Genomic DNA, 16829 nt, shown 5'->3' on the forward strand with positions numbered 1-16829 from the left:
GTTTATATTATTTTTATGAATTAAAACACAAAACTATTAACACATTACTATGAGGTCATTTTTTTTGGTGATATGGTTTAGGGACATCCCCATTGCAAAAAAACTGCATTTTACCATTGGCACCATGGCCTTTTTAATAATTATAGAGCTACTTACCCTCAATTTTGCAGTAAATACCCTATCGGCCATCCGTACCCTCATTGGTGCCGAGGGATTGTGGTCAAAAGCCCAGAAAGATGGTTTATCGCACCTGCGTATTTATGCCTATTCGCACAACGAAAAAGATTACCAGGCCTTTTTGCAGTATATGAAAGTGCCCCTGGGCGATGGCATAGCCCGCAGAGCTATTGAGCAACCAAATCCCGATTATGAAACGGCACGCAAAGGCTTTTTAGCCGGCCGCATGCACCCCGATGATGTAGACGATGCTATTAAATTATTGCATCGCTTTAGCAGCATCAAATACATTCAAACAACGGTACAATACTGGAAAGAAGCCGAACACATCCTGATGAAAATTATCCCGGTGAGCCAGCAATTGCATGAAAGGGTAACATCGGGCACCATGTCGGCCGAGGAAACTAAGTTTTATTTGGATTATATTGAAAAGATCAATACGCAGCTAACACCAATTGCTGATAGCTTTTCTTTTAGCCTTGGGGAGGGCTCCCGCTGGTTTGAAAACCGCATACTTACACTGCTGGTATTTTTGGCGCTGTCAATTGAACTAACCGGCATTTTGATAGCCATTTCCATAAGCAAGGGAATCCAAAACGGGATTAAGGCTATCATGACGGGTGCCAGGATGGTTGAAAAAGAACGCTTTGTAAGGGTAAAAGTATTCTCGCACGATGAAATTGGCCAGCTGGCTACTTCCTTTAACCAAATGACCGATAAGCTGGAACTAACCATCACCAACCTTAAAGCCGAAGAAATTAAAGCCAAGAAAGAGAAAGAGCGCGCCGAAGCTTCTGAAAAAATAAAGCGGGTATTTATTGCCAACATGAGCCATGAAATACTTACGCCCATGAACGCCATATTAGGCTTTGCGTTGCTCATGGAAGAATCTGAAATGAATGATGAGCAAAAGCAGTATATGGCTGCCATTCGGAGGTCGGGCGAGTTTTTGCAGATACTGATCAACAACATCCTTGATATCTCAAAAATAGAGGCGGGCAAGGTTGTGCTTGAACATAAGCCCATTGATATTCATGACCTTGTAAAAACGGCAGTATCATTACTTAAGCCCGAAGCGGTAAAAAAAGCGCTGTCCCTTAACTATAAAATAGACAGGATGATTCCCAAATTAGTTTTGGGTGATGGGATAAGGTTGAGCCAGATTTTGCTTAACCTGATAAACAATGCCATAAAATACACTGCCTGTGGTTCTGTTTTTACCGATGCCTATGTGGTTAATAATATCGGCGATATAGTTTGGATAGAGTTTAGTGTACAGGATACCGGTATGGGCATCCCTGCCGATAAACAGGAAAAAATATTTGAAAGCTTTGATCAAATTAAACAAAACAACCAATTAGGGGGTATTGGATTAGGGCTGAGTATGGCCAAGCACCTGGTTGATTTGCACGGCGGCAAAATATTTATAAAAGCAAGCAACAGCAAAGGATCTGATTTTAGGGTGATACTCCCCTTCCAGAAACAAGATGTTAAACCAGAGCAAAAATCGCCACAAATAAATATTGGTCAACCTTCGATTGGATTGCCCCGTGCAAAAGGTATCCGGATTTTGGTGGCCGACGACAACCACCTAAACCAACTGCTGATACGAAAAGTGCTCGAAAAACGCAATTACGATGTGGACGTAGTTGAAAATGGCCAGCTGGCCGTTGATAAACTAAGTGAAAGCTATTACGACATGATACTGATGGACCTTGATATGCCCGAGCTAAACGGCTATGAAGCCACAACCGCCATTCGCAATTTTGAGGGCGAAAAAAGCGGTATCCCCATCATAGCGATAACCGCGCATGCCACCGCCGATGTAATGGAAAAATGCTACGCCTGTGGCATGAATGATTTTATAGCCAAACCATTTGACGCCGAAGTATTAAACCAAAAAATACTGGCCTTTACCAATCAATTTGCAGATGTAAGCGGCAAGTAAAAAACCAACAAACTACACCGGCCCCCAAACAACGCAAAAAGCCATTCATTAATGAATAGCTTTTTTCCACCCCACTCTCTCCCATCACATTACCTGCTTTTCAAACAACTCAATAACGGCACCTTCAATAATGAGGCGGGTATGCTCATAGTGTAGCTGTTTGTAAAACTGGGCGTATTCCATCATGGCTGTTATATCACTCTTTTTGAGCAGCAGGGTAACTATGTAAAGCTTAATTAGTTTATACTTATGGCTATGTGCTATATCATCAAAGTATTTATATTCTATCACTATCTGCTCATAATGGTTATCAATTAAGGCCATTTCTATTTTATAAGCGTGTAAAAGCACCTGCATAAACGGAGTAAAAGCATGATCCTGATGATTAGAGAGCCTGGCGATAGATCTGTAACATGCAACAAAACCGCTTTTATCATTACGCATAAAACAGGCATCCGCGCTAACTATATTTAAAAAGAAGGTGTATTCGGCGGCGTACTTTGAAAAGTTTTTGTAATTGTATCTTAACGTATTTATAAAACGCAATTGCTTACCTGGGCTACGGCTAAACTGCACGGTAAATGCTGCAAGTATAAACATGATATCGTTGGCTACGTGATCATTAAACCATTCGCCCTGGCCCGGAGGGTTAAAGCAAAATTTAGTAATTTCAACAAAAGCTTCTTTTTTGATGATACCGTATTTTAAATAATGAAAAACGGTGTCGATACATTTCAGCGGACTGATTGGAAATCTAAAAAGCTCTACCTGGGAAATCTTTTTAAACTGTAGCAAATAAGTTTCCAGGGCTTTCAAATCAAGCCGGAACATGGCCGTGATAGCCAGGCTGCTTAACACCAACAGCCGCTTATCATCCGGCAAATCAAACCTTAATAACGCGTGGAGCGTTTTTTCATAGCCCGAGTCGATATTTTCTAATCCAAAAAAGTAATAAAAGAATTGATTATCGATGTTTAGTTTAAAAAATTGCCGGTTTATTACCTGCAGGCCATTACCTAATAACTCGCGCTCAAAAAAATCGCCCATAAAGCACAATAAAACTATGCGCTGATTTAATGACAGATCAGCCTTAGTAATATAATTAAGGCTGTGATGTTGTTCGGTTTTAACGGCGTAAATAATGATCCATTTTATTACGTTTAGCTTTACATCGCTGTTCATTACCAGGTTCACCTGCACTATCAGCTCGGCATTTAAACGGTTATTATTGTCGGTTAGCAGCTTTTGGGCTACAACATACTCCAATAACTCATCGCCACCAAATTCAATAAATGTGTGATAAACCATTTCCTGGCTCTTGTTTATTTCGCGCAAAAAACCCTGACTTATAAGTTCCTGGTAAATATTTTGGTGTTTAGCTATGATAGGGCTGGCATTTAGCTTATTAACATAGTACTCCCCGTTTTTGTGATTCATAATTTGCACAAGCTCAAAAAGCAGTACCATCCTTTCGGCCGAGTGTTTATCAAGAAATATTTTCTCCAGCATATAGGCCGATACCAGGTCGTACTTTAAAAGGGAGTCTGCATAATTTAAAAAAAAGTCGTCTTTCCGCAACCGGTAGTAAAGTTGCAGGTATAAGGGATTGCACACCAGCTCAATTATTGCCGGATGCACAAATGCTTTTGCCTGGTGATTAATTTTAAGACCTATTTCTTTTATTTCGGGCAGGTTAAATTGGGGCACATTTATATAATTACTCTCGCCGGTAAAGCCGGTATACCATTTTCCACCTTTATCAAGCATGTGCCTGTTATTAAGCCAGGTACTTGTACGCATGGTAACCAATAACCTGAAAGCGCTACGCAGATCATACAGGGATAAGATATCTGTAATATGATTAACAATTAATGAAAACTGGTCGTTTTTAAGCGTGTGCTCATCAAAGCCATCAATAATGAGGTAAAACTTACCGCTCTCGCTGCCCCTGTTGTTCAGCAAGGCTACCATGTTGTCGGCACGGTTAAAACCCAGTAAGGATAACAGCCAGATGTGAATATCCTGCCCGCTCATCAATGCCGATTGCAGCGTTGAAGTGCTGAAAAACAAAATAATGTCGTTTACACCGTTTACCTCTCCAATTTCCTGCTTTTCTTCTATCCAGTGCAGCACAGCTATAGTTTTGCCATAACCCGCCGGCGCTACCAATGCTGTTGCTACAGCGCCCGAAAGGGCAAAATCATCCAGGTGGTCGCTGATAAATTTGCGGCTAACTGTTTTAACATACGGAATGCCCGATCGTCCTTTTAAAGCACGCAATGTGAACCCGGTTATTTTATCCGCCTGTTCGGTAAGGGTAAGCCAGTTCAGGCTTTTGTCCGATTCGTCTTTTTGATCGTGATCTTTTAAAAAGCTTGTCCAGGTATGATAGCCGCAATATTGCAGCAAAGTATCAATAGTAAATTGCGAGGGCTTAAATTCGCTGTTGGCAAATCCGTAAACCCGCTTCAACGTTGTTTCGCTGAGTTTCAGCCTGGTTTTTTGAAAAATGAGTTCACTCAGCTTTTTGCAGTCTGACGGCGCAACGTGGCTTAAATTAGAAACAGTAAGTACAAGTTTCTTGAGCAACTGGAAATGATGTGACAGCATTTGTATAATAAAATTTTACAGGTTTCAGATCAAATTCGCAGGGGGATCAATAAAACTTTATAAGGTTTATTTTTTGCGCATTGGTTTATTATTAAATTTATAATATACATAGCAAATAATATCACTGTGAACAAAAGTGAACAAAACCTATGGTTGTGAACAAAGCATTTATTGGGCTTTTTATACTTAAAATTCGCAATTGTGATCAGTTTAAAATCGCAACCATTATATTCAAAGACCATAGTTTAAACCATTTTGTTCTTAATGCAGGCCTTATTATGATTTATTAATAAATAAGCATCCTGATTTTTTACAGATTTTCTGCGGGAAAACCAATTTTTTTGACCGATAATTGTACACCAATATTCTTCACCTATTTAAATGATCCTTACCGACATTGAGCTTTGCGAGCGCATTAAACGCGGCGACATAGATGCTTACCGGCAAATCTATGATAGGTATCATAGCCAATTGTACTACTATGCTTTAAGGTTTTTAAAAATGCCCGAGCTGGCCGAAGATGTTATACACGATGTTTTTTTGAAGTTGTGGGAAATTAGGGAACAGCTAAAGCCCGAGTACAGCATAGTTGGTTACCTTTATAAAATAAGCCGTAACCAGGTTTTTAAACTTATCAAGAAAATCTCCGTAGAGACCGAATTACGCCATAAAGTGATAGGCATTATTGAGGAACAATGCATTGAGGCGGAAGCTAACCTGCAATGGAATGAATACGCCCAACTGCTTGGCGGTGCCATTGACCAATTGCCCCCGCAATGTAAAAAGGTTTTTAACCTGTGCCGCCAGGAAGGTAAAACTTATGATGAGGCAGCCCTTATATTAGGAATATCAAAACATACGGTAAAAGAACACATGATGGCTGCCATGAAAAACATTAAAAACTATTTCAGGCAAAATGCCGATATTGTATTTAGCCTGTTGCTTATCGAGTTGTTGAAGTAGTGTTGATCCGTTTAAGCAGGTTATTAAATTGGCGTTTACTATCCTCTTCTTGTTGTTGCTCCCCCTCATCCCACCAATCAAATAATAGCTTTAATGAATTATGAAAGTGTGGATTTTGCTTAACCGCGTTATCCAACTCGGCCAATTCCTCTTCCGAGGCCTCATTGGCTAATTTGCGGGTAACAAGCATCCAGATGTGATCGTTCATGTTATTTCACGTTTAGGTAAATAGTGCTACCAATAGGCAAAACAGGGTACACCCCCTCGCTGCAAAACATAAGGTAGACGTCTATGAGACGTAACCTCAAAGAAAAAGGTTGCATCTTTTTTAATCTTTACTTAATAAAAAAATATTTTCATCCCTACCCCCCCGACCTTTAAACTTTAGGATATATACAAATGATTATGAATCCTAAAGAGCATTATCAGCGCCTGCTGAGCAAATATTTATTGAATGAATGTACGCCCGAAGAGGCCGAAGAACTGTTCAATCACCTTGAAAAAGATGAAGCCGGCAGGCTGTTGCTTAAAAATTTGCAAGCGGGTTTTAACGAACAAATTGATAAGCCTAAGCCTATCAATCCCGAAATAAGTGAAGCTGTTTGGCAAAAACTGGAAGCCAACATCCAACAGCAACCCGTTGCCAAAGTTTATCCATTTAAAAGGTGGATTTCTGTTGCCGCGGCTGCTATCATCCTTATTACCGCCGGTTTATTTTTTTTTAAGCCCAAACCACACAGCGATCAGTTACTATCCCGCAAGGAAAGATATAAAAACGATATAGCCCCTGGCAGTAACAAAGCTATACTTACACTTGCCAACGGAACGGTAATTGTACTTAACCAGGCCAAAAATGGGCTGGTTACCAAACAGGGACAAACCATTATTAGTAAAGTTAATAATGGCCTGTTATCATACAAAGCCCTGGCATCGGCAAACAGTGCTGTACAATATAATACCATAACAACGCCCAAAGGCGGCGAATACCAGGTAGTATTGCCCGATGGTACCGCGGTTTGGTTAAACGCCGCATCCTCATTAAAATTCCCTACGGCCTTTATCGGTACCGAACGCGATGTAGAACTTACCGGCGAAGCGTATTTTGAAGTAGCCAAAAATAAAGCAAAACCATTTAAGGTAACGGCCAACAATGTAAAGGTTGAGGTATTGGGTACACACTTTAATGTGAATGCCTATAACGATGAACCCGATTTAAAAACTACCCTGCTTGAAGGTTCGGTGAAATTAAGCAGCGGCAATGAACTGGCTATGTTAGTACCCGGCCAGCAAGGCACCCTTGGTAAACAAGGCGGCAGCTTTAAAGTGGCCACAGTTGATACCGACGATGCCGTAGCCTGGAAAAACGGCAATTTCAATTTTGCCAAAGAGGATGTTCAAAGCATTTTAAGAAAAGTAAGCCGCTGGTATAATGTAGATATTGTGTACCTGGATAACGCGCCCAAAAAACAAATATGGGGTACGGTATCAAAATTCGACAACGTATCTGAAGTGCTTAAAATGATTGAGTTAACCGGAGTTGCACACTTTGAGATTGAAGGAAGGAGGATCACTGTGATGAAATAGTTATACATACCTCCGGGGCCCTGCCTTGCTATGATCACAGTGCATAAAAAAATCCGAAAGTGGTTGCAACACTCCCGGATAGTATACATGCCTGTTGGCAATAGCCTGGGTTGCCCGTCATATAATTTTTCGACAAACCAATATTCTGTTATAAACCCAAACTATTCAAACATATGAATTTTTTTCCTCATTATTTATGCCGGAAACCAACCGGCGTACATAAAAAGATCTTGTTAATAATGAAGCTCACTTTGGTTATCATGATAGGTTTTTTACTGCAGGTTAGCGCAAAAAGCTATGGCCAGCGGGTAAGCCTGTCGCAAAAAAACATCTCGCTTGAAGAGGTATTCAAAGAGATCCATAAACAAACCAAATTCAATATTCTTTGCGATGCCGAAATTTTACAGCAAACATCGGCCGTAAACTTAAACTTAAGGAACGTCACCATACAGGATGCGCTAAGCACCTGCTTTGCAGGCAAACGTTTAACCTATGTTATTGATGGCAATACCATTGTGGTAAAACGTAAAACCCAGGAAGAAACATCGGCAAAAGAAAGCCAGGCTATTTTGGTTACCGGTGTGGTAACCGATGAGAAGGGAGTGCCCTTACCAGGCGTTACCATTACCATAAAGGGAACCTACTCGGCTACATCAACAGATGTAAATGGTAAATACACCATATCGGTGCCATCATCAGAGTCGGTTTTAATATTCACTTTTGTTGGCTTTGAAAACACCGAGGTTCCTGTTGGCACACAAACATCTATCAACATAAAAATGAAAGATGCCGGCAACATCCTTAACGAGGTTGCGGTAGTGGGCTACGGTGTACAGAAAAAAGTAAGCCTTATTGGCGCGCAATCAACAGTAAATGTGGAGGAATTAAAGCTGCCAACCTCTAACATTACTTCGGCTTTGGCCGGCCGTATTTCGGGCGTGGTAGGTGTACAACGTTCTGGCGAACCAGGTAAAGATGTTGCCGATATCTGGATTCGTGGTATTGCTACCTTTGGCGGCGGCTCATCAAGCCCGCTGGTATTAGTTGATGGTGTTGAACGCAGCATCAGCAACATCGATCCGCAGGATATTTCCTCTTTTACCATTTTGAAAGATGCGTCAAGCACCGCGGTATACGGTGTGCGTGGTGCCAATGGCGTAGTGCTGGTACAGACCAAACGCGGCAAAGTAGGTAAGGCGCAAATCTATTTAGATTATAACGAAGGCGTAACCACCTTTACCCGCAGGCCGCAACTGGCCGATGGCGTAACCTACATGAACCTGGTGAATGAGGCGCTTACCACACGTGGCGGCCAACCCAAATACACACAGGATTATATTGACAAAACCGCCAATAAATCAGATCCTTTGTTATACCCTAACGTAAACTGGCTTGATGCTACTTTTAATAAATTAGGCTATAACAGGCGTGCTAACTTTAACGCCAGCGGCGGTGTTGATAATGCCCAATACTATGTTTCTGTTGGTTATTACAACGAAGGCGGCTTTTTAAAAACCGACGACCTTGCGCAGTACAATTCTGATGTTACTTACACCCGCTATAACTTTACCACCAACTTAAACCTAAAATTAAGCAGTACAACCAAGCTTGATTTGGGCGTGCAAGGTTTTGCGGCCCAATCAAACGGACCGGCCCTTTCAACGCAGGATATTTTTGTGAACGCGTTATCGGTTCCGCCGGTTGAGTACCCTATCTCCTATCCGGGTGGTTTTATACCGGGCAAATCTGCCAATGGTGGTTTTAGGAATCCTTATGCCGATTTAACCCGTCGCGGCTACAACACCGATTTTAACAACACCGTGCAGACCAACCTGCGCGTTACCCAAGATTTGAAATTTATAACCCCGGGCCTAAGCGCTACCGCTATGTTTTCTTTTGATAACTACAGCGATCATAGCATTAACCGTTCAAAACGCGAGGATACTTATTTCCCTGACACCAATAACCCTTACAACGCCGATGGCACTTTAAACCTGGTGCGCACCTACACCGGCAACGGTAATTACCTAAGCTACAGTAGGAGCAACGGCGGCAGAAGGCAATCGTACACAGAGGCTGCTGTAAATTATGATAGAAGCTTTGGTAAGCACCATGTTACCGGTCTTTTATTAGGTAATGCCCAGGATGGTGTAGATGCCTTTGCAGGTGATTTTACTTCGTCAATACCGCACCGCTACCTGAGTTTAGCAGGCAGGGGCACCTACTCATACGCCGACCGTTACTTTTTTGAAGCCAACTTTGGTTACAACGGATCGGAAAACTTTGATCCTAAAAGGCGCTACGGCTTTTTCCCTTCATTTGGTGCAGGCTGGGTAATATCAAACGAGCACTTTTTTGAACCGCTTAAAAACACCCTTACCTTTTTAAAATTCCGCTACTCTGATGGATTTGTAGGTAGCGATGATTTGGGCGCCGGCCGCAGGTTTGGTTACCTCACTATAGTATCAGAATTAACCGACGTGAACAACGGAGGCTACACTTTTGGTAAAGGCTTTGAAAACTCAAACGGCATTAATGTTACCGACTACGGCGTAAGTGTAAGCTGGGCAAAATCGCACAAACAGGATTTAGGTATGGAAGTAAGAACCCTTAACGACAACCTATCTTTAATTGTTGATTTATTTAAAGAACACCGTACAGGTATCTTTTTACAAAGACAGTCGGTACCGGGCTTTGTGGGTTTGGTTAACCAGCCAGAGGGTAACCTTGGTATAGCCAATAACAAAGGCATCGATGCCACGCTTGATTACAATGCCCATTTTGGCAAAGTGAACGTTGGTTTCCGCGGCACATTTACCTACAATAAAGCTGTTGTTGTTGAAGATGACCGCCCTACCCAGGCCTATCCATGGCTTGATCACCGCGGCCAGCCTATTTTGGCGCGGTATGGCTACCAGGCATTAGGCTTATTTAAAGACCAGGCCGAAATTGACGCCAGCGCTGTACCCGGCGATAAATCAAAAGTATTACCCGGCGATATCAAGTATAAAGATATTAACGGCGACGGCCTGATAAATGCTTATGACCAGGTTAAAATTGGTAATGGCGATGTGCCATCAACCGTTTATGGTTTTGGTGTTAATGTGGAGTATAAGGGCTTTTATGTGGGCGCCTTTTTCCAGGGCATTGCTCATGCCGATATTGAATTAGGTGGTGCCGGCATTATTCCGTTTAACGGCGATGGCGGCGAAACCAATATTTACAGTAACGCGGTTAACAGGTGGACACCACAAAACCCAAGTCAGAATGTATTTTACCCACGCCTGGCTTATGGCGATAGCGAAAACTTCAATAACTCGCAGGCCAGCTCATGGTGGGTTAAAGATGTAGGCTTTATCCGCCTTAAAACTGCCGAATTGGGTTATAATCTGCCCAACGATTTGTTTAGCAAATTTCATATCAAAGGATCGCGCATTTACCTGATAGGTTACAACTTACTAACCTTCAGCAGCTTTAAATTGTGGGACCCGGAGTTAAATACCGACCAGAACGGCCGCGCCGATGGTGCCAAATATCCAAGTGTTAAAACCATTTCAATTGGCCTTAACCTTAAATTTTAACCAATAGCAAGACATAATCATGAAAAAGATATTTTTATTCGCAACCATATTGGTCTTAACAGCTGCTACATCCTGTAAAAAGTATTTAGACCAGGTACCTAACGATAGGTTATCATTAGATGAAACCTTTAACAGCCGCACCAGTGCCGAAAAGTTTTTGGCCAACGTTTACAGCTATATTCCAGATGAATTTGGGCAGCGTAACCCAGGCGGTCCGCGCAACGCCGGCTTATGGACCGGCGGAAGTGACGAGGCCGACTATGACTGGAGCTTTGTACAATCAAACAACGTAAACATTGGCAACTGGGATGCAAACTCGGGCTTTGTATCTGATTACTGGACCAATTTTTATAAAGGCATTCGTTCTGCCAGTTTCTTTATTGCCAATGTTGATAAAGTACAGGATATGACGCCACAACTTAAAGTACAATACAAGGCCGAAGCACAAGCCATACGTGCCATGTATTACTATTATTTGATGCGTATTTACGGGCCTGTTGTACTACTGGGGGATGTAGCGATAGCGCCCGACGCATCTTTTGCCGACGTGCAGCTACCCCGCAGCTCATTTGATGAGTGTACTAACTATGTTGCTACCGAATTAAAAACCGCTTCTGATAATTTACCCATAGTACCATCAAACGATAGCAATTATGGCCGTATCACCAAAGGCATAGCGCTTGCTTTTAGGGCCATGGCGTATTTGATGGACGCAAGTCCGCTTTATAACGGTAACACAGATGAATCTGCTTTAAAAAACTCCGACGGCAAGCAACTCATCAGTCAAACCGCCGATGTAGGCAAATGGAAAACCGCCGCTGATGCTTATAAAGATTTCATTACCCAGTTTGTTCCGGGCACATATGATCTGTTCCGCAAAAACGATGCATCGGGTAACTATGATCCGTACCTGTCATGCCGTGATATCTGGTTAACAGATTGGAACAAGGAAGTAATCCTGGCCCGCGCCAATAATTCTTTAAACTCACGTCAATACGAAATGACACCATACCATAATGGTTATGCGTCTGAAGTGCGTGGTTCTGGCGGTTTGGGTGCTACTCAAAACATGGTTGATGCTTTTTTTACAGCCAACGGTAAAAGTATAGATGATCCAACTTCGGGCTATATTAAAACCGGCAACTCTACTACCGATACCAAATATACCAAAGCAGGTATCTATAACCAATGGGTAAATCGCGAGCCTCGTTTTTATGTAGATATTACCTACAACGGCAGTATTTGGCTGGATACCAACACAGGCCTCATCACTACACAACTTTATAACCATGGCAACTCTGGTAAAGCAACCGGTGGTAACGATTATTCGCCTACCGGTTATATTGTACGTAAAATGCAGGGCCTTGGAAACTGGAATGTTGGCGGCCGTACTTTAATGCTGCTACGCCTGGCTAATATTTATATGGATTATGTGGAGGCCCTTAATGAGGCTGCTCCCGGCGATCCGGATATTTTGAAATATTTAAACCTCATTCGCGACAGGGCCGGCGTGCCGGTTTATGGCTCAACAGATTTGCCTATCCCTGCCGGCCAGGATGCCATGCGTACCGCTATCCGCAAGGAGCGCCGCGTTGAACTGGCGTTTGAAAACGTAAGGTTCTTTGACGTTCGCCGCTGGAAAATTGCCGAACAAACCGATAACGGCCCCATCTACGGCTTAAATATCAACGCCGATTTACCCGACTTTTTAAACGTTGTTCCGTTTGAAACCAGGGTATTCAGCAAAAGGCACTACTTTTTCCCAATCCCTCAAAAAGATGTGGATACCGATAAAAAGTTAGTCCAAAACCCAGGCTGGTAATTCGGCCTTATCACAACAGCGGCAGGAGGTTTCCTGCTGCTGTTTTTTAATCAATGCCAATACTACCATTGGGATAATGTTTCATTTCAAAACATCTGCTATGAAAAAATCATCTTGTTTTTTAGTACTGAGTATGTTTATCGCGTTGGTAAGCTGCGGCAAAAGTAGCAGCACTACCCCCACTCCCGACAAAACATCGGTAGTAAAACCCGTTAACCAAAACTTTACCGCCGGCGATGCCGACCTGGCTTACACCGCCTTTAACAATTACTTTTATAACCCCACCGCCAAACTGTATTACAGCACCACCAAAAAGGATGGCGTGGCCGCCATATGGACCCAGGCTATTTACTGGGATATGGCCATGAACGTTTATCAGCGCACCAAATCATCGTCGCAATTAAACATGATTGGCGATATTTACCAAGGTAACTATAACCAGTACGATGGTTATAAATGGAACAACACTGCCGTTTGGTTTATTTATGACGATATGATGTGGTGGGTAATGGCCCTGGCCCGTGCCAACCAGGTTACCGGCAATGCCGTTTACCTTCAAAAAGCCAAAGACGGTTTCGCCCACGTATGGGCAGGATCATATGACCCGGTTAACGGGGGCATGTTTTGGGATTTTCAGCACAGTGGCAAAAACTCATGCATCAACTACCCTACTGTTATTGCAGCCATGCGTTTGTACACCATAACCGGCGATACCAGCTACTTTAATAAAGCTAAATCAATTTACGCCTGGAGCAAAACCAATTTAGCAGATGCATCGGGCAAAATCAATGATAATAAAATAGGTAACAACCCTCCCGGCGGGCAGGATTATACCTACAACTCCGGCACTGCCATCGGCGCGGCAATGGCCTTATATAAGGCGACAAGTGATACAACCTATTTAAACGATGCCAAGCTGTATGCCGACTATGTAAAAAACAACCTTTGCACCAGCAGCATTTTACCTGCCGAAGGTGACTTTAATGAGCAGGGGGTACTCAAGGCCATTTTTGCCCAGTACATTATGCAGCTGATACAGGACGGCGGCCAAAGCCAGTACCTAACCTGGATACAAAACAATGTAAACACCGGCTGGATAAACAGAGACGCGACACGCAACCTTACCTATCGTAATTACGCGGTTAGCTGCCCCACCGGCGATATCCAATCATACGAGGCCAGCAGCATAGTAACCTTTATGCAGTTATGCCCTCCATCAAACTAAAATACCCTACTTGTACCTATGATAAAGCCTGTTGTTGTAATGATGGCAGGCTTTTTTAGTTTAATAGTATGTGATTTTTTGTAATATATCAGTTTGTAATACACCATTTAAAAGCTGTCTGGTTTCAATCAGGTTATCTTTGTCGTCATAAACAAAAATCTTTTCGTATTGAATTGGCAACACCGTTATCAAGCTTGTACCCCAAACAATGTTGTGTTTATAAAACTTATTCCTGGCATTGGTTTTTACGGTTATACGGTTTAGATGTTTTGCATCAAACTCATAGTTTACGAGTTGATATAAAGTGTCCTGCTTAACCAAGACTGTGCGCAATCTATTATTGGCATCGTAAGTATAACTGGCGTTAATTTCAACTCCGGGTTTTGAAGAATCTGAATATGTTTCAGCAACAAGCGTTTTCCCATCGTACACATAACGATCAAAACCAGAGGGTTCAATTACATTATTGCGCACATATAATTCTCTTCTTTCAAGCGGCAAATGCATTGCATTATAAGTAAATTCAACCAAGCTATAAAAACCAGGGCTGTAAGGGTTCCTGATTTCTGCCTGAATCATATCAATATCTTTGTATCTATAGATTTTATATTGCGATGTTTTACCGTTTACAAACTGCAATCTTTTTAAAAGATTCCCTCTCTCATTATATAAAAACCGGGTGCTATCCCAACCTAAAACCTCTCCCTTGAAATTGAGATCAATATTTTTAAAAAATAACATTTTCCCTTTAGCATCATAAACACTATGATCAACAGTCACATTCTTCCTGCCAGTTAACTCTTTACTTTGCCATTCCCGGGTTAACGAATCTGCAGATATTTTATAGGTGACTACATTGGTTCTCTTTCCACCATAATACCTGACATAAGTTGCCAGGTTACCAGCAAGGTCATAATTTTCTACCGACATCGTATCTTTGAAATTCCTGGCTTCGATATTAAAGTCCCTGAAATATACGATTTGCTTAATGTGGGTTCCTGGCTTGTTTTTCAGATATATCGCAATATCATATGGTCGCGGTTCAACAGAAACATCCAATGCTGATTGCCCGTAACACAAGCCGCAACACAATATTAAAAAAGATATAATAAGGTATTTCATTATATGACCACATCTATTTAAATACCGTAAAGTTACGATCAATCGGTATCCCTTTAAACATTATTTCGATAAACCTAAATTACCTTTCTATAAACACAAAAAGCCTCCCGAAACACCGGGAGGCTTTTACTACACTGTATTACAGCTTAGCAATTATTAATATAATGTGAACTCAACCCTGCGGTTAGCCTGACGGCCTGCTGCGGTTTTGTTGGTTGCAATTGGCTGTGTTTGGCCATAACCTGTTGCTTCAATACGTGATGCATTTGCACCTTTGCTTACCAGGTATGATTTGATTGACTCGGCACGATCTTTTGATAAACGCATGTTCAATTCGCTTGAACCGGTATTATCTGTATGGCCTGCCAATTTAAGGCTGAAGTTTTTATCAACCAATAATTGGGCAACCCTATCAAGGCTTGGCAATGAGTGATCGCGGATGGTTGATTTACCTAAATCAAATTCCAGGTTTTTAATAGCGTCTTTAACCACTTTCCTGTCTTCTTCGGTTACATAAATAACCGGTTTAGCAAGCGGACAGCCAGAACCATCTACCTTGGTACCGGCAGGTGTATTAGGGCATTTGTCGTTTACATCTACAACGCCATCGCCGTCGCTATCAGTAGTTAATTTGGCAAGATTAGCGTTAGTAGTGTTCAGGTCATTTCTTAACTCATCGTTTTTAGCTTTCTCTGCATCAATTTCTCTCTGCAAAGCGGTTTTAGTTTGTTCGTTTTCCCATAAGTATTCGGTACGCATTGATGATACCGGGTTATGAGTTGCCATTTGCGGCTTTTTGCTGCTACCCAAGGCAAATTCTAAACCAATGTGGGCATATGAAAACCTATCGTTAGATGTTCCGTATTTGTAACCGTCAAAATTATCAGAGTTAACAAAATTAACCTGGTAACCTAAATCGAGGTTGATACCCGGTGCCAGATCAAATTTAAAACCTAAACCAATTGGGATAAATACTTCATTGATTGATCCGTTACCTGTAGTTTTATAATTGGAGGTTTGGCCTGCCGCATTAGTAATTTTAGGTGTATAGTTCATTGTACCTGCACCCAATGTTAAATACGGTTGAATAAACGGCTTGTCATGGCGCCAGTTAATGTTGGCTAATGTAATGTTGGCACTTAAACTTGCCGACCAGTTGATGTTGGTTTCATAACTGGTGTAAGGCGATGCGCCTAAATTGTCGGGCTGACTGTTTGTACCTTTAACTTTGCCACGCAGGAAATCGGCCTGTAAACCAAAGGATGGCAAAATTTGCTTTTTAATGTAAGCGCCATAACCTATTGCTTCTTGCGGGTGAGAAAAATCTTGTCTGTTGTTGCTTCCAAAAATGGTAAACGGCGTTAATAAACCACCATTTACACCTACCGACCATGTGCGCAGCTGACCGCCACCCGAAAATGGTTTTACATAGTCTTTTGCTGCTGCCGAGGTATCAGGAGTTTGTGCGAATAATTTACTACCTACCATTAATCCGCTAAGGAGCATGGTGGCTTTTTTTAAATTTGTTTTCATATTATTATTTTAATTATTAGGCAAGCTCTGAAGCAAACCATAACTACATTTGCAATAGTAATGCCTTTGATAACGCCTACTCAGAGCCTAAAGCTATAATTGGTTCATAAACAGCAACCAATCAAAGGGTTGAATTATGCCACTAAGGCGGTTTATACTTTTTGACCAAATAACAAATTGGGTCAAAAACAGTACAATATTGTACGCTTGTTAATACTAAATTTTATTTTTTACGCCGATATAATTAAACGTTTAAGTAACTAA

General features: G+C 41.8%; 10 protein-coding genes. 6 read left to right on the forward strand and 4 right to left on the reverse strand.

Annotated features, from left to right (window positions below; all coding sequences use genetic code 11):
* The first annotated feature begins 49 nt into the window (after window positions 1-49).
* A complete protein-coding gene (locus QWZ17_RS18955; protein WP_290306868.1) occupies window positions 50-2125 on the forward strand; it encodes a response regulator in 2076 nt (691 codons plus the stop codon).
* 84 nt (window positions 2126-2209) lie between these two features.
* Here the strand turns inward: QWZ17_RS18955 and QWZ17_RS18960 are convergent, their stop codons facing one another.
* Window positions 2210-4735, reverse strand: coding sequence for an NACHT domain-containing protein (locus tag QWZ17_RS18960; RefSeq protein ID WP_290306869.1), 2526 nt, complete (start codon window positions 4733-4735; stop codon window positions 2210-2212).
* A 381-nt stretch (window positions 4736-5116) separates the two neighbouring features.
* Here QWZ17_RS18960 and QWZ17_RS18965 point away from each other — a divergent pair, with 381 nt between their 5' ends.
* Window positions 5117-5698, forward strand: a complete 582-nt coding sequence (locus QWZ17_RS18965) for an RNA polymerase sigma factor (protein WP_290306870.1) — start codon at window positions 5117-5119, stop codon at window positions 5696-5698.
* Here the strand turns inward: QWZ17_RS18965 and QWZ17_RS18970 are convergent.
* Window positions 5679-5906 (reverse strand): hypothetical protein, encoded by a 228-nt coding sequence (locus QWZ17_RS18970; RefSeq protein WP_290306871.1) that lies wholly within the window; start codon window positions 5904-5906, stop codon window positions 5679-5681. The genes QWZ17_RS18965 and QWZ17_RS18970 overlap by 20 nt on opposite strands.
* Window positions 5907-6103: 197 nt before the next feature.
* Here QWZ17_RS18970 and QWZ17_RS18975 point away from each other — a divergent pair, with 197 nt between their 5' ends.
* The 4 genes from QWZ17_RS18975 to QWZ17_RS18990 all read left to right on the forward strand — a co-directional run bounded on the left by QWZ17_RS18975 (window position 6104) and on the right by QWZ17_RS18990 (window position 13910).
* A complete protein-coding gene (locus QWZ17_RS18975) occupies window positions 6104-7282 on the forward strand; it encodes a FecR domain-containing protein (RefSeq protein ID WP_290306872.1) in 1179 nt (392 codons plus the stop codon).
* A 173-nt stretch (window positions 7283-7455) separates the two neighbouring features.
* The gene (locus QWZ17_RS18980) at window positions 7456-10863 is read left to right on the forward strand and encodes a TonB-dependent receptor (protein ID WP_290306873.1); all 3408 of its coding nucleotides are present in this window, start codon (window positions 7456-7458) and stop codon (window positions 10861-10863) included.
* Window positions 10864-10882: 19 nt separating this feature from the next.
* Window positions 10883-12685 carry a RagB/SusD family nutrient uptake outer membrane protein gene (locus tag QWZ17_RS18985; protein WP_290306874.1) on the forward strand — a complete coding sequence of 601 codons (1803 nt, stop codon included), beginning with the start codon at window positions 10883-10885 and terminating at the stop codon, window positions 12683-12685.
* A 100-nt stretch (window positions 12686-12785) separates the two neighbouring features.
* Window positions 12786-13910: a glycoside hydrolase family 76 protein gene (locus tag QWZ17_RS18990; protein ID WP_290306875.1), complete on the forward strand. Its 1125-nt coding sequence runs from the start codon at window positions 12786-12788 to the stop codon at window positions 13908-13910.
* 60 nt (window positions 13911-13970) lie between these two features.
* Here QWZ17_RS18990 and QWZ17_RS18995 read toward each other — a convergent pair whose 3' ends face one another.
* Together QWZ17_RS18995 and QWZ17_RS19000 are read right to left on the reverse strand one after the other, a co-directional pair.
* Window positions 13971-14840, reverse strand: a complete 870-nt coding sequence (locus tag QWZ17_RS18995) for a hypothetical protein (protein WP_290306876.1) — start codon at window positions 14838-14840, stop codon at window positions 13971-13973.
* Window positions 14841-15188: 348 nt separating this feature from the next.
* Entirely contained in the window at window positions 15189-16565 is a 1377-nt protein-coding gene (locus QWZ17_RS19000) for an OmpA family protein (RefSeq protein ID WP_290306877.1), read from the reverse strand.
* Between the last annotated feature and the right edge of the window lie 264 nt (window positions 16566-16829).

The organism is Mucilaginibacter flavus (genome assembly GCF_030409315.1).
GTDB lineage: Bacteria > Bacteroidota > Bacteroidia > Sphingobacteriales > Sphingobacteriaceae > Mucilaginibacter > Mucilaginibacter flavus.